Annotated in this window: 26 protein-coding genes; 14 read left to right on the top strand and 12 right to left on the bottom strand. The window is 73.5% G+C overall.

Annotation, left to right across the window (positions count from 1 at the left end; translation table 11 throughout):
• Positions 1 to 13: 13 nt before the first annotated feature.
• Positions 14 to 547, bottom strand: a complete 534-nt coding sequence (locus ACWEFJ_RS14015; RefSeq protein WP_449713951.1) for a YbaB/EbfC family nucleoid-associated protein — start codon at positions 545 to 547, stop codon at positions 14 to 16.
• Positions 548 to 917: 370 nt separating this feature from the next.
• On the opposite strand from ACWEFJ_RS14015, the gene ACWEFJ_RS14020 reads away from it, so the two are divergent.
• The 6 genes from ACWEFJ_RS14020 (at position 918) to ACWEFJ_RS14045 (ending at position 7,687) form a co-directional block, all read left to right on the top strand.
• Positions 918 to 2,048 carry a BMP family lipoprotein gene (locus ACWEFJ_RS14020; RefSeq protein ID WP_378094716.1) on the top strand — a complete coding sequence of 377 codons (1,131 nt, stop codon included), beginning with the start codon at positions 918 to 920 and terminating at the stop codon, positions 2,046 to 2,048.
• A 97-nt stretch (positions 2,049 to 2,145) separates the two neighbouring features.
• Positions 2,146 to 3,702, top strand: coding sequence for an ABC transporter ATP-binding protein (locus tag ACWEFJ_RS14025; RefSeq protein ID WP_378094706.1), 1,557 nt, complete (start codon positions 2,146 to 2,148; stop codon positions 3,700 to 3,702).
• Positions 3,702 to 4,772, top strand: coding sequence for an ABC transporter permease (locus ACWEFJ_RS14030; protein WP_378094708.1), 1,071 nt, complete (start codon positions 3,702 to 3,704; stop codon positions 4,770 to 4,772). The genes ACWEFJ_RS14025 and ACWEFJ_RS14030 overlap by 1 nt, the downstream gene beginning before the upstream one ends.
• Positions 4,769 to 6,034 carry an ABC transporter permease gene (locus ACWEFJ_RS14035; RefSeq protein WP_378094710.1) on the top strand — a complete coding sequence of 422 codons (1,266 nt, stop codon included), beginning with the start codon at positions 4,769 to 4,771 and terminating at the stop codon, positions 6,032 to 6,034. The genes ACWEFJ_RS14030 and ACWEFJ_RS14035 overlap by 4 nt, the downstream gene beginning before the upstream one ends.
• Positions 6,027 to 6,416: a cytidine deaminase gene (locus ACWEFJ_RS14040; protein WP_378094712.1), complete on the top strand. Its 390-nt coding sequence runs from the start codon at positions 6,027 to 6,029 to the stop codon at positions 6,414 to 6,416. Before ACWEFJ_RS14035 ends, ACWEFJ_RS14040 begins: the two co-directional genes overlap by 8 nt.
• Positions 6,413 to 7,687, top strand: a complete 1,275-nt coding sequence (locus ACWEFJ_RS14045) for a thymidine phosphorylase (RefSeq protein ID WP_378094714.1) — start codon at positions 6,413 to 6,415, stop codon at positions 7,685 to 7,687. The genes ACWEFJ_RS14040 and ACWEFJ_RS14045 overlap by 4 nt, the downstream gene beginning before the upstream one ends.
• 421 nt (positions 7,688 to 8,108) lie before the next feature.
• Here the strand turns inward: ACWEFJ_RS14045 and ACWEFJ_RS14050 are convergent, their stop codons facing one another.
• The gene (locus ACWEFJ_RS14050) at positions 8,109 to 9,317 is read right to left on the bottom strand and encodes a hypothetical protein (protein ID WP_378097760.1); all 1,209 of its coding nucleotides are present in this window, start codon (positions 9,315 to 9,317) and stop codon (positions 8,109 to 8,111) included.
• A gap of 398 nt (positions 9,318 to 9,715) precedes the next feature.
• Here ACWEFJ_RS14050 and ACWEFJ_RS14055 point away from each other — a divergent pair, with 398 nt between their 5' ends.
• On the top strand, positions 9,716 to 10,780 hold the full coding sequence (locus ACWEFJ_RS14055; RefSeq protein WP_449713952.1) for an adenosine deaminase: 1,065 nt from the start codon (positions 9,716 to 9,718) through the stop codon (positions 10,778 to 10,780).
• Between the two features lie 49 nt (positions 10,781 to 10,829).
• Here the strand turns inward: ACWEFJ_RS14055 and ACWEFJ_RS14060 are convergent, their stop codons facing one another.
• From ACWEFJ_RS14060 to ACWEFJ_RS14105, 10 genes are all read right to left on the bottom strand, one after another.
• Positions 10,830 to 11,897: a serine hydrolase domain-containing protein gene (locus tag ACWEFJ_RS14060; RefSeq protein WP_449713953.1), complete on the bottom strand. Its 1,068-nt coding sequence runs from the start codon at positions 11,895 to 11,897 to the stop codon at positions 10,830 to 10,832.
• Entirely contained in the window at positions 11,894 to 12,799 is a 906-nt protein-coding gene (locus tag ACWEFJ_RS14065; RefSeq protein ID WP_449713954.1) for a DUF6895 family protein, read from the bottom strand. Before ACWEFJ_RS14065 ends, ACWEFJ_RS14060 begins: the two co-directional genes overlap by 4 nt.
• 25 nt (positions 12,800 to 12,824) lie before the next feature.
• Complete coding sequence (locus ACWEFJ_RS14070) at positions 12,825 to 13,724, bottom strand: DUF6895 family protein (RefSeq protein ID WP_449713955.1); 900 nt, start codon at positions 13,722 to 13,724, stop codon at positions 12,825 to 12,827.
• Positions 13,724 to 14,401: a hypothetical protein gene (locus tag ACWEFJ_RS14075; protein ID WP_449713956.1), complete on the bottom strand. Its 678-nt coding sequence runs from the start codon at positions 14,399 to 14,401 to the stop codon at positions 13,724 to 13,726. Before ACWEFJ_RS14075 ends, ACWEFJ_RS14070 begins: the two co-directional genes overlap by 1 nt.
• Positions 14,394 to 14,573, bottom strand: coding sequence for a hypothetical protein (locus tag ACWEFJ_RS14080; RefSeq protein WP_449713957.1), 180 nt, complete (start codon positions 14,571 to 14,573; stop codon positions 14,394 to 14,396). Before ACWEFJ_RS14080 ends, ACWEFJ_RS14075 begins: the two co-directional genes overlap by 8 nt.
• Before the next feature lie 209 nt (positions 14,574 to 14,782).
• Entirely contained in the window at positions 14,783 to 15,994 is a 1,212-nt protein-coding gene (locus ACWEFJ_RS14085) for a primosomal protein (RefSeq protein ID WP_378098465.1), read from the bottom strand.
• Positions 15,995 to 16,059: 65 nt separating this feature from the next.
• On the bottom strand, positions 16,060 to 16,593 hold the full coding sequence (locus ACWEFJ_RS14090; RefSeq protein WP_449713958.1) for a hypothetical protein: 534 nt from the start codon (positions 16,591 to 16,593) through the stop codon (positions 16,060 to 16,062).
• Complete coding sequence (locus ACWEFJ_RS14095; RefSeq protein ID WP_449713959.1) at positions 16,590 to 16,964, bottom strand: hypothetical protein; 375 nt, start codon at positions 16,962 to 16,964, stop codon at positions 16,590 to 16,592. Before ACWEFJ_RS14095 ends, ACWEFJ_RS14090 begins: the two co-directional genes overlap by 4 nt.
• 4 nt (positions 16,965 to 16,968) lie before the next feature.
• Positions 16,969 to 18,114 (bottom strand): C40 family peptidase, encoded by a 1,146-nt coding sequence (locus tag ACWEFJ_RS14100; protein WP_449713960.1) that lies wholly within the window; start codon positions 18,112 to 18,114, stop codon positions 16,969 to 16,971.
• 1 nt (position 18,115) lies between these two features.
• Positions 18,116 to 18,439: a type VII secretion target gene (locus ACWEFJ_RS14105; RefSeq protein ID WP_378095985.1), complete on the bottom strand. Its 324-nt coding sequence runs from the start codon at positions 18,437 to 18,439 to the stop codon at positions 18,116 to 18,118.
• 127 nt (positions 18,440 to 18,566) lie between these two features.
• On the opposite strand from ACWEFJ_RS14105, the gene ACWEFJ_RS14110 reads away from it, so the two are divergent.
• The 7 genes from ACWEFJ_RS14110 (at position 18,567) to ACWEFJ_RS14140 (ending at position 24,729) form a co-directional block, all read left to right on the top strand.
• Positions 18,567 to 19,133, top strand: coding sequence for an SMI1/KNR4 family protein (locus ACWEFJ_RS14110; protein WP_378095988.1), 567 nt, complete (start codon positions 18,567 to 18,569; stop codon positions 19,131 to 19,133).
• Between the two features lie 196 nt (positions 19,134 to 19,329).
• A complete protein-coding gene (locus ACWEFJ_RS14115) occupies positions 19,330 to 20,787 on the top strand; it encodes a collagen-binding domain-containing protein (RefSeq protein WP_449713961.1) in 1,458 nt (485 codons plus the stop codon).
• 69 nt (positions 20,788 to 20,856) lie between these two features.
• Positions 20,857 to 21,225, top strand: coding sequence for a hypothetical protein (locus tag ACWEFJ_RS14120; RefSeq protein WP_449713962.1), 369 nt, complete (start codon positions 20,857 to 20,859; stop codon positions 21,223 to 21,225).
• A gap of 57 nt (positions 21,226 to 21,282) precedes the next feature.
• On the top strand, positions 21,283 to 21,813 hold the full coding sequence (locus tag ACWEFJ_RS14125; RefSeq protein WP_378095997.1) for an RNA polymerase sigma factor: 531 nt from the start codon (positions 21,283 to 21,285) through the stop codon (positions 21,811 to 21,813).
• A complete protein-coding gene (locus ACWEFJ_RS14130) occupies positions 21,810 to 22,580 on the top strand; it encodes a cupin domain-containing protein (RefSeq protein WP_378096000.1) in 771 nt (256 codons plus the stop codon). The genes ACWEFJ_RS14125 and ACWEFJ_RS14130 overlap by 4 nt, the downstream gene beginning before the upstream one ends.
• Positions 22,581 to 22,597: 17 nt before the next feature.
• Positions 22,598 to 23,392, top strand: coding sequence for an ABC transporter ATP-binding protein (locus tag ACWEFJ_RS14135; RefSeq protein WP_378096002.1), 795 nt, complete (start codon positions 22,598 to 22,600; stop codon positions 23,390 to 23,392).
• A complete protein-coding gene (locus tag ACWEFJ_RS14140; protein WP_449713963.1) occupies positions 23,389 to 24,729 on the top strand; it encodes a hypothetical protein in 1,341 nt (446 codons plus the stop codon). Before ACWEFJ_RS14135 ends, ACWEFJ_RS14140 begins: the two co-directional genes overlap by 4 nt.
• The last annotated feature ends 82 nt before the right edge of the window (positions 24,730 to 24,811 follow it).

A 24,811-nucleotide genomic window follows, 5' to 3' on the forward strand; every position in this document is an offset into this window, starting at 1 on the left:
CAGGCTCTCCTCGTCACCAGGGCTGGTTGTCGTCGTCCTCGTCGTCGACCGGGCGCGTGGGTCGCGCGGGTCGAGACGGCGCCTGCTGCTGCGCCTGCCAGGCCGGCGCGGCCGGCGGCGGGGGCGGCGCGGCGGCGTGGACGGGCTCGCGCTCGGCCTCCGGGGCCGCGTACTCCGGCTCGTCGTAGTCGCGGTCGTCGTCGCCGGCCTCGTCGTCCGGGATGGCGTCGCTGACCATGCGCAGGGCCTCGGTGCCCTCGCCGAGCGGCTCGAACGCGGCCATCACCTTCTGCGCGGCCTGCTTCTGCGCGGCCCGGGCCGTCTGCATGATCAGCGCGGTGAGGCGGGCGGAGCCCAGCTCGGTCGCGCGGTGCCCGAGCTGGAGGTTCACCAGGCCCCCGTTCGGACCGACGGTGACCGTCACCGCGCCGTCCGGGCTGGACACCGTGGCCTGCGAGTTCTCGAAGTTCTCCTGGAGGTCGGCCGACTTCCGCTGGAGATCGGCCAGCTTTGCCTCGAAGTTGTCGAGCCACTGCTGGGGGTCCAAGGTCAACCTCCTAGGGGGGATATCGGTGCAGCTTGGAGTGCACCCGAACGCGCCAACGCCGCCCCAACGCCGCACCAACGGGTCAACCTTGCGGGCCTCCGAACCCGATCCGCCCCCACGAGCGCGACCGGCCACGTCACCCGGACCGCGTATTGACACTCGGTAACCGGGTACGACGCCAAGAAGTCGACAGATCACTACGAGTGGCGGAGTCGCCCGATGGCACCAACGATTAGGTCACGTGCGGACCGGTACGTGCGCGGGTCTCATTACTACGGGGTACGGTTCGCCACTCGGAAGCCCCGACGACCGCTGTCGGGATTGTCTGCTCCTAGACGAGCAGGGAGGGAGACGAGCCGTGCGTCGTCGAATGCGTGGCTACGCGGTGGCCGCGATCGCGCTGACCAGCGTTCTCACGATGGCTGCCTGCGCCAAGGACACCGGTGGCAACAACACCGGGTCCGGGTCCACCAACACCGCCGAGGGCTGCAAGCTGGCCGACAAGCCGCCGGCCGCCACCTCGACCTCCAACTCCGCTTCGTCGGGCGAGAAGGTCGACGGCAGCGCCCTGAAGGTGGGCCTCGCCTACGACATCGGCGGGCGGGGCGACGCGTCGTTCAACGACTCCGCCGCCGCGGGCCTGGACAAGGCCAAGGCCGACATGGGCATCGCCGAGGTCAAGGAGCTGACCGCCGCTCCGAACGAGCCCGAGGACGCCAAGCAGACCCGCCTCCGCCAGCTCGCGAGCGAGGGCTTCAACCCGATCATCGGCGTCGGCTTCGCCTACGCCGAGTCGCTGAAGGTCGTCGCGCCGGAGTTCCCGAACGTCAAGTTCGCCATCGTCGACGGCGCGGTCGAGGGTGCGGCGAACGTCACGCCGCTGCTGTTCGCCGAGGAGCAGGGCTCGTTCCTGGCCGGCGTCATCGCCGCCTACAAGTCCAAGTCGTGCCACGTCGGCTTCGTCGGCGGCGTGCAGATCCCGCTGATCCAGAAGTTCGAGGCGGGCTACGTCCAGGGCGCGAAGACCGCCGCCCCGGACATCAAGATCGAGCAGAAGTACCTGACCCCGGCGGGCGACTTCACCGGTTTCCAGGACCCGACCAAGGGCCAGGAGGCCGCGACCGGCCAGATCGAGGCCGGCGCCGACGTGCTGTACCACGCCGCGGGCGCCTCCGGCAAGGGCGTGTTCTCGGCCGCCAAGTCGGGCGGCGCGCTGGCCATCGGGGTCGACTCCGACCAGTACAACCAGAAGACGGTCGAGGAGTCGAAGGACGTCATCGTCTCGTCCATGCTCAAGCGGGTCGACGTCGCGGTGTACGACTTCGTCAAGGCCGTCGCCAAGAACGACCTGGCGAGCCTGCCCAAGGTGTTCGACCTGTCCGTGGACGGCGTCGGCTACTCCACCTCGGGCGGCAAGATCGACGACGAGCTGAAGGGGGTCCTCGAGGGCTACAAGGCCCAGATCATCGAGGGCAAGATCGACGTCAAGTCCACGCCGTAACCCCATCCGGCCTCCGGCGCACTGGGCCCTGCGAGCACCCTCGCGGGGCCTAGTGCGTGGTTAGCCCCGGCGCAGCCGGAGATCAGACGGAGCTTCCATGAGCACTACCACCCCTGCCGTCGTCCTGTCGGGCATCACCAAGCGCTTCCCCGGTGTCGTCGCCAACAGCGACGTCCACCTCAGCGTCCAGGTCGGCGAGGTGCACGCGCTGTGCGGTGAGAACGGCGCGGGCAAGTCCACCCTGATGAAGATCCTGTACGGGATGCAGCAGCCCGACGAGGGCACCATCGAGGTGGCGGGCCGCCCGGTCCGGTTCCGCACCCCCGCCGACGCGATCAAGGCCGGCATCGGCATGGTGCACCAGCACTTCATGCTCGCCGACAACCTGACCGTGCAGGAGAACGTCGTGCTCGGCGCGGAGTCGCTGCACGGCATCGGCGGCCGGGCGCGCAAGCGGATCAAGGAGCTGGCCGAGGCCACCGGCCTGACCGTCGACCCCGGTGTGCTCGTCGAACGCCTCGGCGTGGCCGACCGGCAGCGGGTCGAGATCCTCAAGGTGCTCTACCGCGGCGCCAAGGTGATCATCCTGGACGAGCCGACCGCGGTGCTCGTGCCGCAGGAGGTGGACGAGCTGTTCGCCACCCTGCGCGGCATGAAGGAGCAGGGGTTCACCTTCCTGTTCATCTCGCACAAGCTGGACGAGGTGCGCTCGATCGCCGACTCCGTCACGATCATCCGCCGCGGCACCACGGTCGGCACCGCCGACCCGAAGACCGTCAGCTCCCGCCAGCTGGCCGAGATGATGGTCGGCAGCGAGCTGCCCAGCCCGCAGACCCGCGAGTCCACCGTCACCGACCGCGTCGTGCTGCGGGTGGAGAACCTCGGCCTGGTCGCGGCCGAGGGCACCCGGCCCGTGCTCGACGGCATCGACCTGGTCGTCCGCGCGGGCGAGATCGTCGGCATCGCGGGCGTCGAGGGCAACGGGCAGACGGAGCTGGTCGAGACGATCATGGGCATGCGCCGCGCGCACCACGGGCGCGTGCTGCTCGGCGACCGCGACCTGACCAGGCTCGGCACGCTGGCCCGGCGCGAGGCCGGCATCGGCTACGTCCCCGAGGACCGGCACCGCCAGGGCCTGCTGCTCACCCAGCCGCTGTGGGCCAACCGCATCCTCGGCCACCAGACCCGCCGCCCCGTCTCGAAGGGCCAGTGGCTCGACCTCGCGGGCGCGAAGCAGGACACCCGGCGCATCGTCGAGGACTTCGACGTGCGCACGCCGGGCATCGACGTGGCCGCCGTCGCGCTGTCCGGCGGCAACCAGCAGAAGCTCGTGGTCGGCCGCGAGCTGTCCGGCGACCCGGTGCTGCTCATCGCGTCGCACCCGACGCGCGGCGTGGACGTCGGCGCGCAGGCGTTGATCTGGGACGAGATCCGCGACGCCCGCGCCCGCGGCCTGGCCGTGCTGCTGATCTCGGCGGACCTGGACGAGCTGATCGGCCTGTCCGACACGATCCGGGTGATGCTGCGCGGCCGGCTGGTCGCGGACGCCGACCCGGCCACGGTCACCCCGGAAGACCTCGGCAGTGCGATGACCGGCGCGGGCGCCACGAGCGCCGCCGTGTCCGAGCACGTGTCGGAAGCGGAAGGCGAGTGATGGGAATCTTGCGCGGCAAACTGCTGCCGCCCGTGCTGGCGATCCTGTTCTCCGCCCTGCTGTGCGGCATCGCGCTGGTCGTGTCCGGCGCGAACCCGCTGCGGGCGTTCGGGGTGATGCTGTCGCAGGTGGGCGAGGGCACCACCGCCGTCGACATCGTCAACAGCACCGGCACCTACTACATCGCGGCGCTGGCGGTGGCGATCGGGTTCCAGATGAACCTGTTCAACATCGGCGTCGAGGGCCAGTACCGGGTCGCGGCGGTCGTCGCGGCCATCGTCGGCGGCTCCATCGCCCTGCCGCCCGGCCTGCACGCCCTGGTGATCATCCTGACCGCCGCCGCGGCGGGCGCGCTGTGGGCCGCGATCCCGGCGGTGCTCAAGGTGACGCGCGGCGTCAACGAGGTCATCTCCACGATCATGATGAACGGCCTGGCGCTCGGCCTGGCCGCCTACCTGATCGGCGCGGACGTGTTCGGCGAGCTGCGCGGCAACAACATCCGCACCCCGGAGATCCCGGAGAGCGGCTGGGTGCCCGGCATCTCGTTCGGCTCGTCCGGCACGGTCTTCGGCCTGGTGTTCCTGGCCGCGCTGCTGGGCATCGGCTACTGGGTGATGATGAACCGCACCCGGTTCGGCTTCGAGCTGCGGGCGTCGGGCGAGTCGTCCACGGCCGCCGCCGCGGGTGGCGTCAACGCCAAGAAGATGGTGCTGATCGCCATGCTGCTGTCCGGCGCGATCGCGGGCCTGGTCTCCATGCCGGAGATCCTGGGCCGCGACCACACGTACAACCTGAACTTCCCCGCCGGCATCGGCTTCTCCGGCATCGCGATCGCGCTGCTCGGCCGCAACCACCCCGGCGGCATCGCGTTCGGCGCGCTGCTGTGGGCGTTCCTGGACAAGTCCGGCCTCGCGCTGGACAACGTGGGCGTGTCGCGCGAGATCGTGACGATCATGCAGGGGGCGATCGTGCTGTCGGTCGTCGTCGCGTACGAGGTGGTCCGCCGGTTCGAACTGGCCGCGCAGCAGCGCCAGGTCGGCCGGCAGCTCGGAACGGTGGATGCGGCATGAGTACTTCGTTGATGAACCCGTCCGAGGCGCCCGCCACCGTTCCGCCGCCCCGCAAGGCGCGTCGGATCCCCGGCTGGGCCGTCGGGGCGCTGGGCGTGGCGGGCGCGGTCGTGCTGCTCTCGACCACGTCGTACCTGACCGGTGTGCCGCAGCTGACGTCCACCGGCACCATCCAGACCGCCGTGCGGCTCGCGCTGCCGATCCTGCTCGCCGCCCTCGGCGGCCTCTGGGCGGAACGCGCGGGCGTGGTGAACATCGGCCTCGAAGGCATGATGATCATGGGCACGTGGGGCGCGGCGTGGGCCGGCTACCAGTGGGGCCCGTGGGCGGCGCTGGTGTCGGCGGCCGTGTTCGGCGCGCTCGGCGGCCTCCTGCACGCCATCGCCACCGTGACGTTCGGCGTGAACCACATCGTGTCCGGTGTGGCGATCAACCTGCTCGGCGCGGGCGTGACCAAGTACCTGTCCACGCTGATCTTCTTCCCGCTCTCGCACAACCCGCGCGAGTCGCCCGCGGTGCCGAAGTTCGACACCTACTCGGCGTCCGGCCTGTCCGACTGGTTGGGCGAGCTGGAGGCGCAGCAGCGCGTCGGCCTGTCCGACGTCGCCGGCATCCTGCGCGGCCTGATCACCGGGGTGTCGCCGCTGACCATGCTCGCGATCCTGCTCGTGATCGGCAGCTACCTGGTGCTGTGGCGGACCCGGTTCGGGCTGCGGCTGCGCTCGTGCGGCGAGAACCCGGTCGCCGCCGAGTCGCTGGGCGTCAACGTCTACCTCTACAAGTACATCGCGGTGATCTCGTCCGGCGCGCTGGCCGGCATCGGCGGCGCGGCGCTCGTGCTGAACCCCGGCCAGCCGGGCTACCTGGAGGGCCAGACCAACGGCCGCGGGTTCATCGGCCTCGCCGCGATGATCTTCGGCAACTGGCGGCCCGGCGGCCTGCTCGGCGGCGCGGCCCTGTTCGGCTACGCCGACGGCCTCCAGCTGCGCTCGGGCGGCAAGACGTTCCTGGCCCTGGTCTACGGCGCGGTGCTGCTGCTCGTCGTGATCGTGATCTGGCAGCTCGTCCGCCGCCGCTGGTTCGCCGCCGCGTTCGGCATCCTGGCCGCCGGCGTCCTGTACGCGGTGTACTACTCGGTGGACGAGGTGCCCAGCGAGCTGACCACCTACGCGCCGCACCTGGTCACCCTGGTCGTGCTGGCGGTCGCGTCCCAACGCCTGCGCATGCCCGCGGCCGACGGCGTGGTGTACCGCCGTGGTTGACATCGACTGGGAGCTGCTGCGGGCGCGTGCCGTCGAGGCCGCGCAGTCCGCCTACTGCCCGTACTCCGGGCTGCAGGTGGGCGCGGCGGCCGTCTGCGACGACGGCCGCATCGTGGTCGGCTGCAACGTGGAGAACGCCGCCTACGGCGTCGGCCTGTGCGCCGAGTGCACCCTCGCCGGCCAGTTCTTCCTGACCGGCGGCGGCCGGCTGGTCGCCCTGGCCTGCCGCAGCGGCGCGGGCGAGCTGCTGATGCCGTGCGGCCGGTGCCGCCAGGTGATCTACGAGCTGGGCGGCGCGCCCTGCCTGATCGACACCCCGTCCGGCGTCCTGCCGATGAGCAGGGTCCTGCCCGACGCGTTCGGCCCGGAGGACCTGCCATGACCCACACCGCCGTGGACGTGATCCGGGCCAAGCGCGACGGGGCCCGCCTGACCGACGACCAGATCGACTGGGTGGTCGACGCCTACACCCGCGGCGACGTGGCCGACGAGCAGATGTCCGCCCTGGCCATGGCCATCTACCTCAACGGCATGGACGCCGCGGAAACCGCCCGCTGGACCAGGGCCATGGTGGACTCCGGCGAGAAGCTGACCCTGGACGTCGGCCGCCCCACCGTGGACAAGCACTCCACGGGCGGCGTCGGCGACAAGATCACCCTGCCCCTCGCCCCCCTGGTCGCCGCCTGCGGCGCCGCCGTGCCCCAACTCTCCGGCCGCGGCCTCGGCCACACCGGCGGCACCCTGGACAAGCTGGAGTCCATCCCCGGCTGGCGGGCCCAGCTCTCGCTGGACGAGGTGGTCTCCCAACTGCGCTCGGTGGGCGCCGTGGTCTGCGCCGCCACCACCGGCCTGGCCCCGGCCGACAAGAAGCTCTACGCGCTGCGCGACGTGACGGGCACGGTCGAGTCCATCCCGCTGATCGCCTCCTCGATCATGTCGAAGAAGATCGCCGAGGGCGCGGAAGCCCTGGTCCTGGACGTCAAGGTCGGCTCGGGCGCGTTCATGAAGTCCCTCGACCAGGCCCGCGCCCTGGCCAACGCCCTGGTCTCGATCGGCGTGGACCACGGCCTGAAGATCAGCGCCCTGCTGACCGACATGTCCGCGCCCCTCGGCCACGCGGTGGGCAACGCGGTCGAGGTGGCCGAGTCCGTCGACGTCCTGCGCGGCGGCGGCCCCACCGACATCGTGGAGCTGACCATCGCCCTGGCCGAGGAGATGCTCTCCCGCGCCGGCGTCTCCGCCTCACCCCGCGACGTCCTGGCCTCCGGCGAAGCCTACGAAACCTGGGCCAGGATGATCCGCGCCCAAGGCGGCGACCCGGACGCCCCCCTCCCGGAAGCCACCCACAAACACCTGATCACCGCCCCGGCCGACGGCTACCTGACCACCCTGGACGCCTACGCCGTGGGCGTCGCCGCCTGGCGCCTGGGCGCCGGCCGCGCCCGCAAGGAAGACCCGGTCCAACCCGCCGCCGGCATCCTGTGCCTGGCCAAACCGGGCGACCGCGTCACCAGGGACCAACCACTGCTGGAACTGCGCACCGACACCCCGGACACCATCCCGGCCGCCCTCGCCTCCCTCTCGGGCAGCTACGAGATCGCCGACACCCCACCCCAACCCCGCCCACTGGTCATCGACACGATCCGCGGCTAACCCAACCCACAACGCCGAGGTCAACCACCTGCCTGCCCTTCCCCAACAGAAGGGTTCCGTGTCATCCCGCCGACCTGGCGCAGCCCTACCGCGCGTGTCAAGGGGGCACTCCCACCCCTACCCGCACCTGACGCTGGAACCGCCCCCTTGACGCGTGCGGTAGCCCTTGTGGAGGTCGGCGGGATGACACGAAACCCGACCAACGACGCAACCGCACCGAACCACCGAACCCCGTCATCCTGCTGATCTGCCCGTCCGGCGAGGACGCTTTTCACTCTCTTCACACGCACAAAGGCCCGGCCCGCACACCGCGGACCGGGCCTTCCTGCTTCACCAGCGCTCACCGCGCCTCAGCGCTCACCGCGCCACCGTCGCTACCGCACCTCTCAGCACGTCGGCGCTCACCGCGCCACCAGCCCGATCAGGCTCCCTCAGCCGCCAAGTCGTCGTCGTCCACGTTCCGCCCGTCCCCGGCCTTGGGCCCGTTCTTCCGCGTCCGCCGCTGGGGCCGCGGCAGGGCGGTCGGCGGCGGGGGCGGGGTCGGGGAGCCGCCGCCCAGGATCAGCTCGGCGAACGTGGCCATCGCCTCGTCCAGCTGCCCGCCGATCCGCAGCTCCGACTCCTGGTTGCTCTTGCGCACCAACCCGGCCAGCGACTCCGCGTCCGGCCGCGTCGACAACGTGCCCTCGACCTTGGCGATGCCCTGCTCCACCACGCCGGACAGCTCGCCGAGCCGGGACGCGAAGTCGTCCTCCACCGCGTCGAGCCGGGTCGCCATGGTGTCGAGCCGGGACGTGACCTGCTCCAGCCGCGCCGCCAGCGCCTCCAGCCGGTCGGTCGCGTCGACCTGGTCGCGCGTCTCGTCCAACGCCGCGTGCAGCGCCTCGCGCGCCTCGTCCAGCTTGCCCGTCACCGTGCTGCGGGTGTCGGCCAGCGACGACGCCAGCGACTCGCGCGTCTCGGCGAGCGCCGAGTGCAGCCCGTCCCGCGTGCCGTTGAGGTTGTCGCGGGTCTCGTCCAGCCGCCCGTGCAGGGCCGTGGCCGAGTCCGCCACCGAACGCTGCAACGCCTCGCGGGTGCCGTCGAGGTGCTCGTGCACGCCCTCGTCCACCTCGTCCAGGCGACCGCGCAGCGCGGCCTCCAACGCCTCGATCCGCTCGCGCAGCGGCCCGGTCACCGCGCCCGGCACCTGGTCGACCTTGCCGTCCTGCTTGTCCAGGTGGCCGTCGAGGTCGTCGAGGCGCTTGTGGATGTGGGCGAGCTTGTCCTCCAGGCCGTCCATCCGCCCGGCGACGCCCTCGAACCGGCCCGCCACCCCGTCGAGCCGACCGTCGAGCTGCGCGAACGGCTTGGCGAGCTTGTCGACCAGGCCGTCCACGGCCCGCCCGATGCTCTGCACCGCGTTGTCCTGCGCCTCCAGCCTGGCGAGCGCCTCGTCCAGCCGCTCGGCCAGCACGCTGACCTCGGTGCGGTCGGGCAGCTCGGACAGGCGCTTGCGAACCGAACCCAGCGATTCGAGCGGGGACATCCGCGCGTGGATCTCGTCCAGTGCGTCGAAGATCTGCTGCTGTTCGCTCTCACGGATCTCCGCGGCGCGCGTCAGCATGTTGCGCATCCGATCGAAGGACATCGTGGAGTTGTTGTTCTCGTTCACGGCTCGGGTGCCTTCGTCCAGGGGAGGGGAGACCTCCGGGAGCCTAGCCAGGTTGGGGCGGTGGGCAGTAGCGCCCCCCGACGGGCACCGCCTGGACCGACCTTGCGCGTACTCCGTTGGAGTGATGAAGGTCGACCCTACCCCTAGGTTACCGACAGCGGGCCCGCGAGCACAGTGGGCGAACATCCGCCGTGTGAGTGACTAAAGCCGTGGTAGCGGTAGCGGAAAGTTCTGCATCACGAGTGCACAACGACGAAAGCGGCGGCCGAGCGAGTGGTTCCGGACACACTCGGTGACGCCGTGGGTGATCATAGTCCCTGAAGATCATCGCACGGTGGACCGCTCCGGCGTGTCGCCGGTATACGGTGACCCGCATGTCGACCCCGCTTACCCGGGAGGCGCTCCGCGGCGCTCCCAAGGTGCTGCTGCACGACCACCTCGACGGCGGCCTGCGCCCCCAGACGGTGATCGAACTCGCCGACGCCTGCGGCCACCAGGGCCTGCCCACCACCGACCCGGTCGCGCTGGGCGAGTGGTTCCGCGACAACGCCAACTCCGGCTCGCTCGTCCGCTACCTGGAGGGCTTCGCGCACACGTGCGGCGTCATGCAGGACGAGGCCGCGCTGGTCCGCGTCGCCTCCGAGGCGGTGCAGGACCTCGCCGACGACGGGGTCGTGTACGCCGAGATCCGCTACGCCCCCGAGCTGTTCACCGAGCGGGGCCTGAGCCTGGAGCAGGCCGTCGAGGCCGTGCAGGAGGGCTTCCGCCAGGGCGAGGCCGCGGCCGGCGGCCGCATCCGGGTCGGCACGCTGCTGTGCGCGATGCGCCAGAACGACGGCTGGCAGCGCATCGCCGACCTGGTGGTCCGCTACCGGGAGGCGGGCGTGGTCGGGTTCGACATCGCGGGCCCCGAGGCCGGGTTCCCGCCCAGCCGGGAGCTGTCCGCGTTCGAGTACCTGCGGCAGCAGAACGCGCACTTCACCATCCACGCGGCCGAGGCGGCGGGCGCGGAGTCGGCGTGGGAGGCCGTGCAGCTCGCGGGCGCGGAGCGCCTGGGCCACGGCGTGCGGCTGGCCGAGGACATCAAGGGCGACGAGGTCGGCTACCTCGCCGCGTACGTGCGCGACCGGCGCATCGCGCTGGAGATGTGCCCGACGTCGAACGTGCACACCGGCGCGGTGGCGTCGCTGGCCGACCACCCGATCAAGCGGATGGCCGAGCTGGGCTTCCGGGTGACCGTGAACACCGACAACCGGCTGATGAGCATGGTGTCGTTGACCGGCGAGTTCGCCACCGTGGTCGAGCACTTCGGCTTCGGCTGGGACGACCTGCGCCGGTTCACCGTCAACGCCGCGAAGGCCGCCTTCCTCAGCCACGACGAGCGCCGCGCCCTGATCCAGGACGTGATCGAGCCCGCCTACGCCGCGCTCCAGGCGTGACCTATCGGGCCTTCTGCGCACCTCCCGCAGCGACCCGCGGGCAGCACGCCTAACCGACCGCCTCCACCAGCACCCGGTGCGCGACCGCGATCAGGTTGTGGCGGCGCGTGTACCGACGCGTCGCCACCGCGACCAGCGCGGTGCGCGTTGCGGGCCGGTACCCGAGGTAGGCGTGCTGCCCGAACGTCGCCCCGCCGTGGAAGAACACGGGCCCGCGAGCGGTGTCCGCGCGGAACCACGCCAACGCCCGCGCGGGCGCGCGTCGCGGCCGGGGCGCGGTGTGGTCGACCTGGACCGCCCGCAGCGCCGCCCCCAGCGGCGTGCGCTCCGGATCCAGGTGCGCCTCCAGGTACGTGAGCAGGTCGTGCGGCGTCGCCCGCACGGCCCCCGCCGCCGTGAACCCGCCCAGGTCCACCGGCGGCACGACCCGGCCACGCGTCCCGTGCCCCACGGCGTCCACGCCGGGCGGACCCGGTCCCAACCGGACGCCGTCCAGCCCGAGCGGCCGCAGGACGTGCCGGGCGAGCAGCTCCGGGTACGGCGTGCCGGTGCGGTGCGCCAACGCGTGCCCGAGCACGGCCATCCCGAGGTTCGAGTACCGCCACCGGCTGCCGGGCGGCGTCCGCGCCCGGTGCCGGCCGAACGCGCGCAGCACCCGTTCCACCGGGTAGCCCGCGTAGGCGTTCGTCCGCCACCGGGGCAGGCCCTGCCGGTAGAAGAACGGGTCGTGCGGCAGGGCCGGCAACCCGGACGTGTGCGTGGCCAGGTGCAGCAACGTGATCCCCTCCGGACCGCCCGACCCCGGCGCGGGCAGGCAGGACCGAACCGGCGTGTCGCGCTCCACCGATCCGGCGACGACGAGCTGCGCCACCAGCAACCCCGCGAACGTCTTCGACACCGAGCCCAACTCGTAGTGCAGGTCCTCCGCCCTCACCGCCGGCCCCGCTCCCACCGCCGGCCCCGCCCTCACCGCCGAGCCTGCTCCCACCGCCACCACCCCCGCCGTGGCGATCGTGCGCTCCCCGCCGCACGACAGCGCGAACACGACACCGGGCGCACGCACCCCGCACGCCGCCCGGTGCAGCTCTTCGCCGCGGATCCCGGGACCGGCCGTCACGGCGCACCGGGCAGCAACGCCGTCAACGCCCGCGACGTGGCGACCGTCGCCGCGAAAGCCGTCACCAGGGTGGGGTGGTGCACCCGGTCGAACACCTCCCGCCGATCACCGGTCGGCGGCACGTCGCCGGCGGGCACCGCGCCGTCCGCGCCCTGCGCGCCGGCCAACCGCGCCCACCCGTCCGCGGGCAGCGCGGGCGTCGGGAGGCAGGCGTCCGCCGCGAGCAGCCCGGCGAGCAGGTCCCAGTCGTGCTCCTGCGCGCACTCCTCCAACCACGCGGGCAACCACCACCGCAGGTAGTCCACCGTCCCGGCGGGCAGGGCGTCGGGGCACTCGCCCCACGAGGTGAGGTGCAGGACGGTGTGGGAGGCGTCGTAGGCGGTGGCGCGGTCGACCGTCCACGGCGCGGGCGCGTGCCCCAGCCACGTGTCGCGGGCGGCGGCGCGCAGGTCGGCGTCGGAGGCCAGGCCGAGCCGTCGGAGGGCGGCGACCACGCTCAACCGCCGGGCGGGCGGCAGGCTCACGGCCGCGCCGTCCACCAGCGGCCGGGTGGCCCGCACCGCGTCCTCGACCGGCAGGTTCCGGTAGCCGCGGTCGAAGAACGGGGCGTACAGCTCGAGCGGGACGGGCGAGGACGGCTCCTCCAGCTGGAGCCGGTGCAGGCACGCGCCGCCGTCGAGCAGGTCGTGCCACGCGAAGTCGAGCAGCCGCCGGGCCACCGCGGACTGCCGGGTGCCCGCCACGCCCTCGCGCAGGATCGCCCCCGCGGTCAGCGCCAGGTCGCCCACCGCCTTGACCCGCGCCCCCGCGTGCTCCGGCCGGGGCCGGAAGCCCTCGCGGCGGTCGTGCGCCCAGTCCAGCGCCCGGGTCGCGACCCCGTGCAGCAGTCGCAGGTCCACCATCGGCTCGCGCACCCCCGGCCCCGGCTCAGACGACTTCGGGGACGCGGGCCAGCGACGCGGCGAACGCGGCGACCAGCGTGGCGTGGTAGCACACGCCGAACGCCTCCACCGGCGTCAGGTCCGGCCTGACCCAGCTCTCGACGGCCGGCACCGAACCGTCCTCGCGCTGCGCGGCGGCGTAGCGCCGCCAGGTGTCGGGGCCCGCGGTGGGCCGGGGCAGCAGGGCGTCCACGGCCAGCAGCTCACCGGCGAGGTCCCAGTGCCGCTCCTCCAGCCACGTCTCCACCCACGCCGGCAGCCACGCGGCCAGGTAGTCGGCCAGGTGCGCGGGCAGCCCCTCGGGCCGCGCGCCCCAGTCGGTCAGGTGGAACACGTCGTGAGTCAGCGCGTAGCCGGCGTGGACGTCCATCGCCCACGGTTCCGGCAGCCCGCCCAGCCACGTCCGGCCGACGACCTCGGCGGGGTCCCGCGCGGGCCCGATCCCGAGTCTGGCCAGCACCCGCTGCACGCCCAGGACGCGCGTGGGCACCTGCTCGGTGGCGTGCCACGCGCGGGTGCCCGCCAGGAACGCCGCCAGCTCCTCCAGCGGCCGGTGCCGCAGCCCCAGCTCGGGGAAGAACGCGTAGATCTCCAGCGGGTAGGTCGCGGTGGGCTCGGCGCGGAGCAGGTCGAACAGCACGTCCCCGCGGCCCAGCTCGTCCCAGGCGAACCGGGCGCAGTCCCCGGCGAGCCGGCGCCGCCGGCCGCCGGGCGGGTCCGACCGCCGGACCACGACGGCGGTCTGCGCCAGTTCGGCCAGCGGTTTCAGCGCCCCGTCCACCGGCACCGACGGGTCGAGGACGTCACCCGGCAGCCGGAACCACTCCCGCCGCGACCACGCCCACCCCAGCGCCCGCACGCCCAGGGCGTCCACCGGGTCCGGCATCAGGCGCCCGCCTCCCGGATCACCCGCGCGGCCGCCACCTGCAGCTCGACCCGGGCGTCGCCGGCGGCCAGGTGGGCGACGAACCGCAACCCGGCGTCCAACCCCAGCGAGTCCGGCACGCCGCCGAGCACCGCGAGCCACCGGCCCGTCCCGGCGGCCTGCAACCAGTCCCGCCGCCGGACCGCGCGGACGAAACCGCGGGCCACGTCCGGCACCCGCTCGGCCGCCTCCGCCGCGGGCGCGCTGCGCCACCCCGGCACGGCCAGCGCCGCGACCCCGGCCAGCCGGTGCGCCAGCACCGGCCACGGCTCGTCGCGCACCCACGCGGCGGTGGGCGGTTCGACCTCCGACGCGCCCCGCTCCAGCGAGCGCAGCGCGGCCCGCAGGCCCCAGTGCGTCCACGCCGAGGTCACCGACGAGCCGGCCTCCACCGGGAACGCGACCACCGCGGCCCGGACCAGCGCCACGTCGCCCGCGGCGGGCTCGTGGCCGAGCAGCGTGCACGGGGCGAGCACGTCCGCGCCCAGCACCCGGGTCGCCGCCACCAGCGAGGCGTCCGCGTCACCACCGGTCGTGCGGACCGGGTGGCCGTCCCGCAGCGCCGACACCAGGGCCGCCGCGCGTTCGCGGACCACGTCGACCAGGTGGGCGCCCACGCCCACGCGGTCGTCAGGCACGCGGGTCGATCACCGTGTCGGGCGGGCTGAGCAGCAGCAGCTTGAGCATCGCGGGCTGGCGGGCGTCGCGGAAGTCCGCCTCGGGCTCCGGCGCGTCCAGCAACGCGTCCACCTCGGCGGTCAACCCCTCCGCGCGCACCCGGGTCACTTCGGCGTCGAAGGCAGCGGACATGTGGACCATCTCCTCGGGTTCGTCCGGCGGCTCCAGTGCAGCGCCCGGTTCCCGGTCGGGCAACCGCGCCCCACCATCCAGCGACCCGCCACGCGGGAAACCCGCCCCGACCGAGTGACAACGGACCGCGTCCGCCCGAACAACGACAGCGGCGGTCGCGGGCTCCGATGATCGCCCGCGACCGCCGCTCGTTCGGCCTGCCAGTGCCGCTAGTGCACCCTCAGCCGGTCCTCGAAGGCGGCCACCAGCGACCGCCACGCCACCTGCTCCTCGTCGAACGGGGCGCTGGGCGCGAGCCGCGTGGGGTCCGGCTTGAGCACGTACGACACCAGCCACCCCAGCCGCTCGGACTGGTTCAGGGCGACCTTCACGGAGTCGTCGTTGGCCCACTCGCCCGCGTCCTCCAGCAGTTCGACCACCAGGTCGAGCTGCGTGGGGTCGATCGCGTCCGGGCCGTCCACGATGTCCTCGTCCAGGCCGGTGAGCACGTAGACGTTGTCCGGGTCGACCTCGACCTCCAGGTCGCCGCCGGTCGCCTTGGTGACCAGCTCGCCCCAGGTCGACACCTCGGCCAGGTCGTTGTCGTCGGCCTCGACGATGAACCGGGCCAGCGCGCGCGGCGAGGTGAAGACGTCGATCTTGCCCTTGCGGCCGAGGAACACCGGCTGGTCGTCCAGGTAGCAGCGCAGCGTGTAGTACTCGCCCGCACCGCTGATGATCTTGATCGGGTCGATGCCGATCTCGTTCCAGAACGAGACGGGCTCCTCGTCGTCGTCCTCGTCGTCCTCGTCCCGGGTGGCCGCCGCCGCGGCGTTGGCCTCCTCGAACTCGGCCAGCTCGTCCTGCGCGGCCTTCAGCGCGGTCTCGTCGACCTCCGGCGTGGTCACGACCTCGTCGATCGCGTCCAGCACCTCGTCCCACTTCTCGGCGACGACCTGGGAGATCTCGGTCCACAGCGCCTGGCCCTCGCGGCCGGTGAACGGCAGCGTGCCCTGCGGCAGCAGGGCGAAGCCCTCGGCCGAGTCCAGGACCTCGTGCACCTTCTCCAGGTCGCACACGTCGGCCAGGGAGCGCACGATCGAGATCACGTCGGCCAGCTCGCCGATGACCCAGGTGTCGGGCTCCTCGGCGACCAGCTCCGGCACGCCGACCAGGTCGAACTGGTGGTTGTCGTCCGGCGACAGCTCGCCGACCGACAGCCCCGGCACGACGTGCCACGCCGGGTGGTCGGTCAGGTCGTGCTCCTCGGCCTTGCGCACGAACGCCGCCAGGTGCGCGGCATCGGGGAACGCGTACAGGTCCTCCTCGTGGCCGAGGAAGGCTTCCCACTCCTCGCCCTCTTCCCGCCAGCGCGGGGCCCACAGGGTGACCACATCACCCTGGGTGAGCCCCAGCTCGATCGGGACGATGTCCTGTGCCATCCGACCTCCCGGTCACGCCATGCCCCTTTGCGATGCGCTGGCAAGACTACGGGGTCGATCACGCACTACTGCCGTTGACCACGGAAAGGGTCCGCGAAGTAGTCGTCGTCGTCCGCTTCCTCGGGCGTCGGGCGGGGCGCGGGGCGGCCGCGCTGCTGTCCGGCCCACGGCGGCGGTGGCGGGCCGGCGGGCCGCGGCGGTTCCGCCGACCAGGCCGGACGCGACGGCGCGGGCGGTGCGACGGGCGCGGCGTTCGTGGGCGGCGGAGCGCTGGCGGGCGGCCGGGCGGCGGTCTTGAACGGCGGTGGGCCGGCGAACGCCTCCACCGCCATGGCCATGCCGTCGCCCAGGGCCTTGGCCAGCTCGTTGTAGCCGGTCTGCACGGCCGCGTCGGTGGCGAGCCGCGCCGTCTCCACGACCAGCCGGCCGACGAAGTCGGGCCCCTGCGCCAACGCGTTGGGGTGCAGGTCGAGCGCCTTCAGCTCACCCGTCGCGGTCGCGGTGGCGCGGGCCAGCCGGGTCGGGTGCTCGGCGGCGCCGGTGGTGCGGGCCAGCACCCCGGTCAGGCCCTCGGCCGCCGCGAGCCGTTCTTCCGTCACCGCGACCCCCTCAGGTACGAACCACCGAAGTCCTCGTCGTCCGGGCCGGGCTCGAAGCCGATCTCGGCCAACGCGCGCGCCGTCGCCGGGTCGACCACGCGTTCCAACGCCCGGTGCGCCCGTGCGGCGGCGTCCTTCGACGCCCGCGCGGACACGCGCAGGATCTCGTCCGCCAGCGCCCGCGGGCCCATCGCCAGCGCCGCCGGCGAGACCCGCACGTCGCGCGGCGGGCCGCCGGGCGGGGTGACGACCGTGACCGCGCCGTCCGGAGACGACGCCCGGCCGAGCACGGGTCCGGTGCGCGCGACGTGCTCGGACACCCGTCGCCCGGTGTCGGCGACCCGGTCGGCCGCCCGCTGCGTCTCGTCCACGTCCTCAGCCCGTCGGTCGGTAGAAGCCCAGGAAACCCATGCCGCTGTTGGTGGTGCGGATCGGGTTGACCTGTACCGGGTCGCCCGCCTCCACCATCTGGCCGTTGCCGATCACCATGGCCACGTGCCCGTCCCACACCACCAGGTCGCCCGGCAGCACCTGGCCGGGCGGCACGGACGCGCCCATCGCCTGCGACGACGCGGGCCGGGGGATGTCGAAGCCCGCGCCGGCGTACGCCCACTGGGTCAGGCCGCTGCAGTCCGTGCCCTGGGGCGGGTTCGCGCCGCCCCACACGTACGGGGTGCCGAGCGCGGACAACGCGTTGCGCACGGCGCGGGCGGCGGTCTCGTTGGGCGCTTCGGCGGAGCTGCCGTCGGGCAGGTTCACGCCGACGCCGGTGCCCGGTTGGGGTGGGATGGCGACCGGCAGGCGCGGACCGACGGCACCGCCGCCTCCACCGCCCCCTCCGCCGCCGCCACTCCCGCCACCGCCGTTGCCGCTGCCGTTGCCGCTACCGCCGGACGAGGACGACCCGCCCGTGTCGCCCGCCGACGAGGTCGAGGTGGTGCCGCCGTTCTCCGCGCCCAGCGGATCACCGATGCCGGCGAAGTTCGGCTGGGTCAGCCCTTGGAGCCGCGCCACGACGTCCGTCAGCGCGGTGCGGACCCGGTCCAGCTCCTGACCGGTCCTACCCTCGTACTCGCGGGCCTTCGCGGTCACCTCCGCGGCCACCGCGAGCACCGCGCCGATCCCGCCGAACACGCCCGCCGCGGCCGCCGCCGCCAACCGGGGCCACGCCCAGCCGGTGAACTCGTCGATCAGGCCCTGGATCGCGGTCCGGCCGCGGTCCACCGCCTCCACGGCCGCGGTCGCGGCCTCCTGCACGGTCGTGGCGTTGCGCGCCAACGTGCCCACGCCGCCGGAGAACGCGGCGACGCGGGACTGGAACGCGGTCGCCTTCTCGCCGTACCAGTCGGTCAGCGCGGCGTTGGCCGCGCCGGTGTGCCTGCCGTCGATCCCGGTCAACGCCGTGGCCGCGCGCCCGAACTTCTCCGCCGCGCCCGTCGCGCCGCCGGTGTCGCCGTCGAGCTTGGCCAGGTGGTCCTTCATCGGCTGGACCAGAGCCGCGAGGAGGCCGCCGACGTCCACGTCAGGCCCTCGACGCCCGGTCCAGGGCGGCGCTGTTGGCCGCCTCCTGCTCGACGTACGCCTGCGCGGTCCTGCCCACCTCGCCCGCGAACGCCGACAAGGCGGCGGAGGCGGCCGCCGCACCGTCCACTTGGGCCTGCGCCGCGCGCTGGAACGCGGCCCCCAGGCCGACCTCGTCGCCGATCGCGCCGAAACTGCCCGCGGCCAACGACGTCGTGCCCGCCAACGTCGCCGTGCCGACCGCGCCGACCTCGTCCGCCAGACCCGTCGCCGTGCTGCCGTACGCCGACAGCGCCGCGGTGTCGACGCCGAAACCCCGTGCCACGCTCGTCCCCCTTTGGTGCCGTGCGCCCGTGATCCTGCCCGATCCGCCAGTGGGCCGTGCGGTGTTCGGCGAGATCCTGCCCCGATGAGCGGTACCACCGGTGGTATCGAGACCTGATCATGGGCAGGTGGGTGTTTTACGCCATTGGGAACGGATCGTGGCGTGGCTGGACGACCACGCCCCCTTGACCGGATCGGCGTTCGTGCCCCCCGAGGACAGCGCCGCGGTCGAGGCGTTGGCGGCTGCCAGCGGACTGGAGCCGCCCGCCGAGCTGCGCGCGTGGTGGGCGGTGTGCGGCGGGACGGCCGACCTGGCGTTCGCCGAGGTGCTGCCGCCGTTCTACACCCCTCTCGGGCCGACCAACGCGTTGAAGTCGTGGCGGCTGAAAACCCGGTTCTGGCCGGCCGACCTCGACACCGAGGCGGGCACGCCCACGGTGGGGTTCCACCCGAAGTGGTTGCCGATCGCGTTCGACGGGTGCGGTGACGCGTTGGCGGTGGACCTGCGGCCCGGCGTGCTGTCGGGGTGCGTGGTCGAGTGGGACCGGGAGGCGGGCGAGATGCTCAAGCCCGAGTGGACCAGCCTGGACGAGATGCTGGACCAGGTCGCGACGGCGTTGGAGCACCGCAGCAGGCTCGGCCACTGCGAGCCGTTGGTGACGACCGACGGCCGGTTGGGGTGGTGCACGAACTAGCGGCCGGACGTCCTGGGCGTTGAACTCGGGGCTCGTGAACGTAGGACTCACGCGTTCTGAGCGTAGGACTCACGCGTTCTGGAGGTAGGACACGCGGGTGATCACACGTGTGGGTGGAAGAAGGGTGGTTGGCGCGCTGAAGTCGGCGCGGTGACGTTGGCTGCGGGGAGGTGGTCCACCTCCACGGGAGCCGGACATGCAGATCAGCCGCATCGGAGCCGTCGGCGTGGCGGCGGCCGTCGCGCTCGCCGCCGCCGCGATCGGGTGGGCGTCCGACGACCGGTCGGCGCTCGCCGCGGTGGTCAACCCGCTGCGGCCCGTCGCGCCGGACGACGTGGTGGCCGACCCGAGCCACGGGTTCCTGGTGCTGGTCGAGGGCGACGCCTCGTTGTACGAGAACGAGACCGAGGGCCCGGTGGCGATCGGCGGCGACGTCCGGTTCCGCGTCTACAACGCCGGTCCCAACCACCCCGGCGCCTACGTCCTGCCCGGCGACACCCGGCCGACCAGCCTGGTGATCGGCGGCCGGCCGCTGTTCGAGGAGAGCGGCACGGGCACGCTCAGGGTGCTCGACAACTCCTACGCCAAGATCGGCGACCTGAGCGGCGCGAGCGTGCTGCCGTCCGGCGGCGTGACCCACGTCGTGCCCGCGGGCGGCAACGAGGGCACGCTGCCCGCCGTGCAGGTCCAGACCTCGCAGCCCGCCGCGTCGGTCGGCGGCCCGAGCGGGTTCGACTTCCCCGCCCTGTTCGCGCTGTACCGGGGGATCAACGCGGACGTGCACGCCTGCGCCCCGACGGTCCAGTTGCGGGACGGGAACGGGCAGAACCCGTGGAACGGCACCGATCCCGGCGCGACCCTCGGCCTGCGGCCGGGCCAGAACGTCCTCACCCTCACCGGCGCGCAGCTCGACGCGCTGGAGTACGTCAACCCGCTCGCGGGCGGCCTCCAGCCGGGTGACGAGGCGTGGCTGATCGTCAACGTCCAGGTGAGCGGCGACTACACGTTCGCGCCGCCGAACGTCTCCTGGCAGGGCAACGCGCCGTCCACGCACGTGCTGTGGAACTTCACCACCTCGGGGACCATCACGTTGCCGGAGCAGTCCAACACCGTCTGGGGGACCGTCTACGCCCCCAACGCGACGCTGGTCGACCACAGCTCGAACAACATCGAGGGCGCGGTCGTGGTGAAGTCCCTCGTGCAGGGCGGCCCGGTGGTCGGGGGCGGGAGCAACGGCGGCGAGATCCACTACGCGCCGTTCGTGGACGACCTCACGACCTGTGCCGAACCCACGTCCACGACGACCACCACGACCACGACCACGTCCGCCACCACGACCACGACCACGTCCGCCACCACGACCACGACCACGTCCGCCACCACGACCACGTCCACCACCGCAGGGACGACGACCGCCACGACAGCCACCACGACGACCACTGCGGCGGAGACGACGAGCGGGACGACGGGCACGACCGGGACGACCGCGCCGGTGGTCCGGCCGGAGGACGGGCTCGCGGACACCGGCGCAGGGGTGCGCGGCACGCTGGTCGCCGGCGGGCTGCTCGTCCTGTCCGGTGTGGCCGCGCTGGCCCTCACCCGGCGGCGGGACCGCCGTGGCCGCCCTGCCGACCCGCGATCTCCGGTGGACTGAGTCGTCGCAGCTCAGGGCACTGCGCCGCTAGTGGGCTCCGGAGATCCTCACCTGGACCCCGCATCCGGGGTGCTGCGCAACACCCTCGGCCTGACCGACCCGGACGAGTGGGCCTTCGCCGAGGCGCGGCTGAGCGCCATGCGCCTGGAGCAGCTCGCGCTCGCGCCCCTGCCCGGCCTCTACGACCTCGCCCACCTGCGCCTTCCACCGCCGCATCTTCGGCGACTTCTACCCTGGGCGGGCGAGCTGCGCCGGGTGAACATCGCGCGGTCCCCGCTGTTCGCCGCCTGGCAGCAGATCGAGCCGTGCGCGGCCGACGTGTTCGACGACCCCAAGCGCGAGCGGTACCTGCGCGACCTGGGCCGCGACCGGTTCCTGATGACGGCCGGCGGTGAGGCGTTGGTCGGATTGCTCGACGCTGTCCTGGACCCGGCGTGATGTTCCATGTGACGAGGGTCACACTATAGCGAGAACCCTTTCCGGCCGGAGGCCGTCTTGCCGGGTGTGAACGAGGAGCAGTTGGTCCGCGCGGTGGCCCGGGGCGACCGCGCGGCCTTCGAGCAGCTCTACCGCCGCACGTCGCCGTGGCTGGCCGTGCGCCTGCGCCGCCGGTGCGCAGACGAGCAGGTCGTGGCCGAGGTCATGCAGGAGACGTACCTGGCGGTGTGGCGGGCGGCGGGGTCGTTCGCGGGCGCGGCGGTCGACGGCACGGCGGTCGGCTGGCTGTGGACGATCGCGGCCCGGCGGCTGGTCGACGCGTTCCGCAGGCGGGCCCGGCAGGCCGGGCCGCTGCCGGTGGCGGAGGTCGCGCCGGCCGCCGAGGACGAGGCGCTGGCGGGCGCGTTGAGCGACGACGTCGGCGGCGCGCTGCGCGACCTCGCGCCGGAGCTGCGCCAGGTGTTGCAGGCGATGGTGCTGGACGGGCTGACCGTGCGCGAGACCGCGGTGCTGCTCGGGGTGCCCGAGGGCACCGTCAAGACCCGCGCCCGGCGGGCCCGGATCGCGATGCGGGAGGCACTGTCATGAGCGAGCACCCGACGGCCGCGTCGATCGCCCGTTACGCGGCGGGCGACGACCTGCCCGCCGACGTGCTGTGGGCGGTGGAGGCGCACCTGGAGACGTGCGAGACCTGCCGGCTCAGGCTGGCCGACGTGGCTCCGCCGCAGGTCACGGCATTGACGACGGCCGTGTGGGCGGGGCTGGAGCCGACCGGCGCGCCGGTGCGCCGCCGGCGGAGGGTCGCGCGCTGGGCCACGCCGTCGCTGCTGCCGTGGCTCGCCATGACCGCGTTCGTGGTGCTGGCGGCGCTGGTGGTGGACGGGCTGGTGGGCGAGCGCTCGACGTCGTTCCCGGTGCTGCTGGTCGCCCCCGTGGTGCCGGTCCTGGGCGTGGCGGCGGCGTGGTCGCGGGGCATGGACCCGGCCTACGAGCTGGTGGTGTCCACCGCGCGGGCCGGGTTGGAACTGGTGTTGCGCCGCACGGTGGCGGTGCTGGTCGTGGTGCTGCCGGGCCTGCTGCTCGGCGGCTGGCTGACCGGCGCGTCGCCGGCGTACTGGCTGCTGCCGTGCTTGTCCGTCACCTCGGTGACGTTGGCGCTCGGCGGCGTGATCGGGGTGCGCCGGGCCGCGGTCGCCGCGGTCGCCGCGTGGGCGGCGCTGGTGATCGGTCCGGCGGTGGTCGTCGGCGGTGTGCCGGGCGTGCTCGCGCCGGGCGCGGCGCCGGTCTGGGCGGCGGTGCTGGTCGGGGGCGCCGCCGCCGTGTTCTTCAGGGCCGCGGCCTACGCGCGGCTGTGACGGAGGGAAGAGGGCTGGTGGCACGAGCGGTGAGCGCGGCGGAGGTCGCGCCGACGGGGTACGCCTGGCAGGTCGAGGCGGAGGGCCTGCGCGTGCGCGCGGGTCGCACGATGGCGGTGGACGGGCTCGACCTGCGGCTGGGCCGGGGCGTGCACGGCCTGCTCGGGCCGAACGGGGCGGGCAAGACGACGCTGATCCGGTCGCTGGCGACCGTGCTGCGGCCCGCGTCCGGGCGGTTGGCGGTGCTCGGCTCGTCCGTGACCGGGCGGCTCGACCTGCGCCGGGTGCGCCGGTCGCTGGGCTACCTGCCGCAGGACTTCGGCTACTACAAGCGGTTCACGGTGCGCGAGTTCGTCGAGTACGTGGCGTGGCTCAAGGAGATGCCCAAGCGGGACGTGCCCGGCGCGGTGCAGCGGGCCGTGGAGCGGGTGGGGCTGGCCGACCGCGCCGATTCGCGGATGAAGTCGCTGTCCGGCGGCATGGTGCGGCGCGCGGGCATCGCCCAGGCCATCGTCAACGACCCCGAGGTGCTGCTGCTGGACGAGCCGACCGCGGGCCTCGACCCCGGTCAGCGGGTCCGGTTCCGGGAGCTGCTCGGGGAGCTGGGCGCGGACTCGTGCGTGGTCGTGTCGACGCACCTGGTCGAGGACGTCGCGGCGGCGTGCACGGACGTGGTGCTGTTCAACAAGGGCCGGCTCGTGTTCCAGGGCACGCCCGACGACCTGGCCGCCGCGGGCGGTCCGGACGACGTCGGCGACAGCCCGCTGGAACGCGGCTACTCGGCCCTCCTCGGTGGGGCGGGTGACTGGTGAGGATCCTCGGGATCGAGCTGAGGAGGACCACGGCGCTGGTCCTCGGCGCGCTGGCGGTGGTGGCCCTGGTGGGGATGCTCGGCTGGGGGCCGTCGGCGAAGAACAGCACCGCGTGGACGCGGCAGTGGACGACGATGGCCGAGTGGGTCCGGTTCATGCTGGTGCTGGCGTGGCCGTTGACGCTGGGCGGCGGCGCGTTGCAGGGCCTGCGGGACCGGCGGTCCGGGGTGGGGGAGCTGTTCGGCTCCACGCCGAGGCCGAGGGCGCAGCGGGTCGCGGTGACGCTCGGCGCGCTGGCCGTGGCCCTGGCCGCGGCGTACGCGGTGGTGCTCGCGATCGGCGCGGCGCAGGTGGTGTCGGCGACGGACTACTTCCACCTCGGCTGGCTGCCGATCGCGCTGGTCGGCGTGGTGGCGCTGGTCGGGGCGGCGGCGCTGGGCATGGGGCTGGCCAGGCTCGTGCCGTCGCCGTTGACGCCGCCGCTGCTGGCGATCGGCGGGCTGGCCCTGATGTCGCTGGGGACGGCGCCGGTGGCGGGGGAGGCGTTCGGCTGGGTGCTGCTGCTGCCGTCGCTGCCGATGCCGGTCACGGTGTACGCGACGGTGCCGGGGTCGGTCAGCGCGGTGCAGTTGGTGTGGTTCGCGGGGGTGGTGTTGACGGGGTTCGTGCTGGTGGCGGCGCGGCGGCGGTGGTTGGGCGTGCTGCCGGTGCTGGTGGCGGGTGTGGTGGTGGCGCCGTTGCTGCCGGCGACGCCGGGGGAGGCGGTGGCGCGTGACGCGGTGGCGGCGGAGTTGGTGTGCGAGGACGGGTTGTGCCTGACGCGGGCGCACGAGCACGAGCGGTCCGCGTTGGCGGGGCCGGCGCGGGAGGCGTTGCGGCTGTTGGGGAGGCTGCCGTCGCCTCCCACGTCGGTGCGGGAGGTGGCCGGGCCGGTGCGGGGCGAGCCGGCGCGCGGTCCGGAGTCGATGGACGCGGTGTGGGTGGACCTGGACGAGATCGCGTACTTCCGGCGGGAGCCGCTGACGGCCGAGCGGTTGACGGCGTACCTGGTCGCGGGGGCGGGGACGCGGACGTGCTACGGCGACGTCATCCCGCGGGAGGTGACGCGTGAGGTGGCGGCGCGGGCGGTGATGACGTCGTGGTTGACCGGTCGGGTGGAGACGCTGCCGTCGTTCCGCGAGTGGTTGGGGGCGGAGATCGACGCGTTGGCGACGGATGCGCTGGGGAGGTTGCGGGCGTTGCCGGAGGGGGAGCAGGCGGTCAGGGTGCAGGCGGCGCGGGAGGTGCAGGCGGCTTGTGCCGGTGATGCGTTGGAGGTGTTGGTGGGGAGGGGTTGAAGGTGATCGAGAGATCAAGAGCGTCCTCGCCGGACGGGCAGGTCGGCGGGATGACGCGGAACCCTTCTCCGGGGGAAGGACA

The sequence above is a fragment of the Actinosynnema sp. NPDC004786 genome, assembly GCF_053601135.1.

Coding starts and splice junctions, on each gene's coding strand:
- ACWEFJ_RS14070 (WP_449713955.1), bottom strand. CDS start 13,724: ATGCCGGACCCGGTGGACGCCCTGGGCGTGCGGGCGCTGGGGTGGGCG.
- ACWEFJ_RS14055 (WP_449713952.1), top strand. CDS start 9,716: ATGTCGACCCCGCTTACCCGGGAGGCGCTCCGCGGCGCTCCCAAGGTG.
- ACWEFJ_RS14050 (WP_378097760.1), bottom strand. CDS start 9,317: ATGTCCTTCGATCGGATGCGCAACATGCTGACGCGCGCCGCGGAGATC.
- ACWEFJ_RS14065 (WP_449713954.1), bottom strand. CDS start 12,799: ATGGTGGACCTGCGACTGCTGCACGGGGTCGCGACCCGGGCGCTGGAC.
- ACWEFJ_RS14025 (WP_378094706.1), top strand. CDS start 2,146: ATGAGCACTACCACCCCTGCCGTCGTCCTGTCGGGCATCACCAAGCGC.
- ACWEFJ_RS14115 (WP_449713961.1), top strand. CDS start 19,330: ATGCAGATCAGCCGCATCGGAGCCGTCGGCGTGGCGGCGGCCGTCGCG.
- ACWEFJ_RS14130 (WP_378096000.1), top strand. CDS start 21,810: ATGAGCGAGCACCCGACGGCCGCGTCGATCGCCCGTTACGCGGCGGGC.
- ACWEFJ_RS14085 (WP_378098465.1), bottom strand. CDS start 15,994: ATGGCACAGGACATCGTCCCGATCGAGCTGGGGCTCACCCAGGGTGAT.
- ACWEFJ_RS14045 (WP_378094714.1), top strand. CDS start 6,413: ATGACCCACACCGCCGTGGACGTGATCCGGGCCAAGCGCGACGGGGCC.
- ACWEFJ_RS14030 (WP_378094708.1), top strand. CDS start 3,702: ATGGGAATCTTGCGCGGCAAACTGCTGCCGCCCGTGCTGGCGATCCTG.
- ACWEFJ_RS14035 (WP_378094710.1), top strand. CDS start 4,769: ATGAGTACTTCGTTGATGAACCCGTCCGAGGCGCCCGCCACCGTTCCG.
- ACWEFJ_RS14080 (WP_449713957.1), bottom strand. CDS start 14,573: ATGTCCGCTGCCTTCGACGCCGAAGTGACCCGGGTGCGCGCGGAGGGG.
- ACWEFJ_RS14020 (WP_378094716.1), top strand. CDS start 918: ATGCGTGGCTACGCGGTGGCCGCGATCGCGCTGACCAGCGTTCTCACG.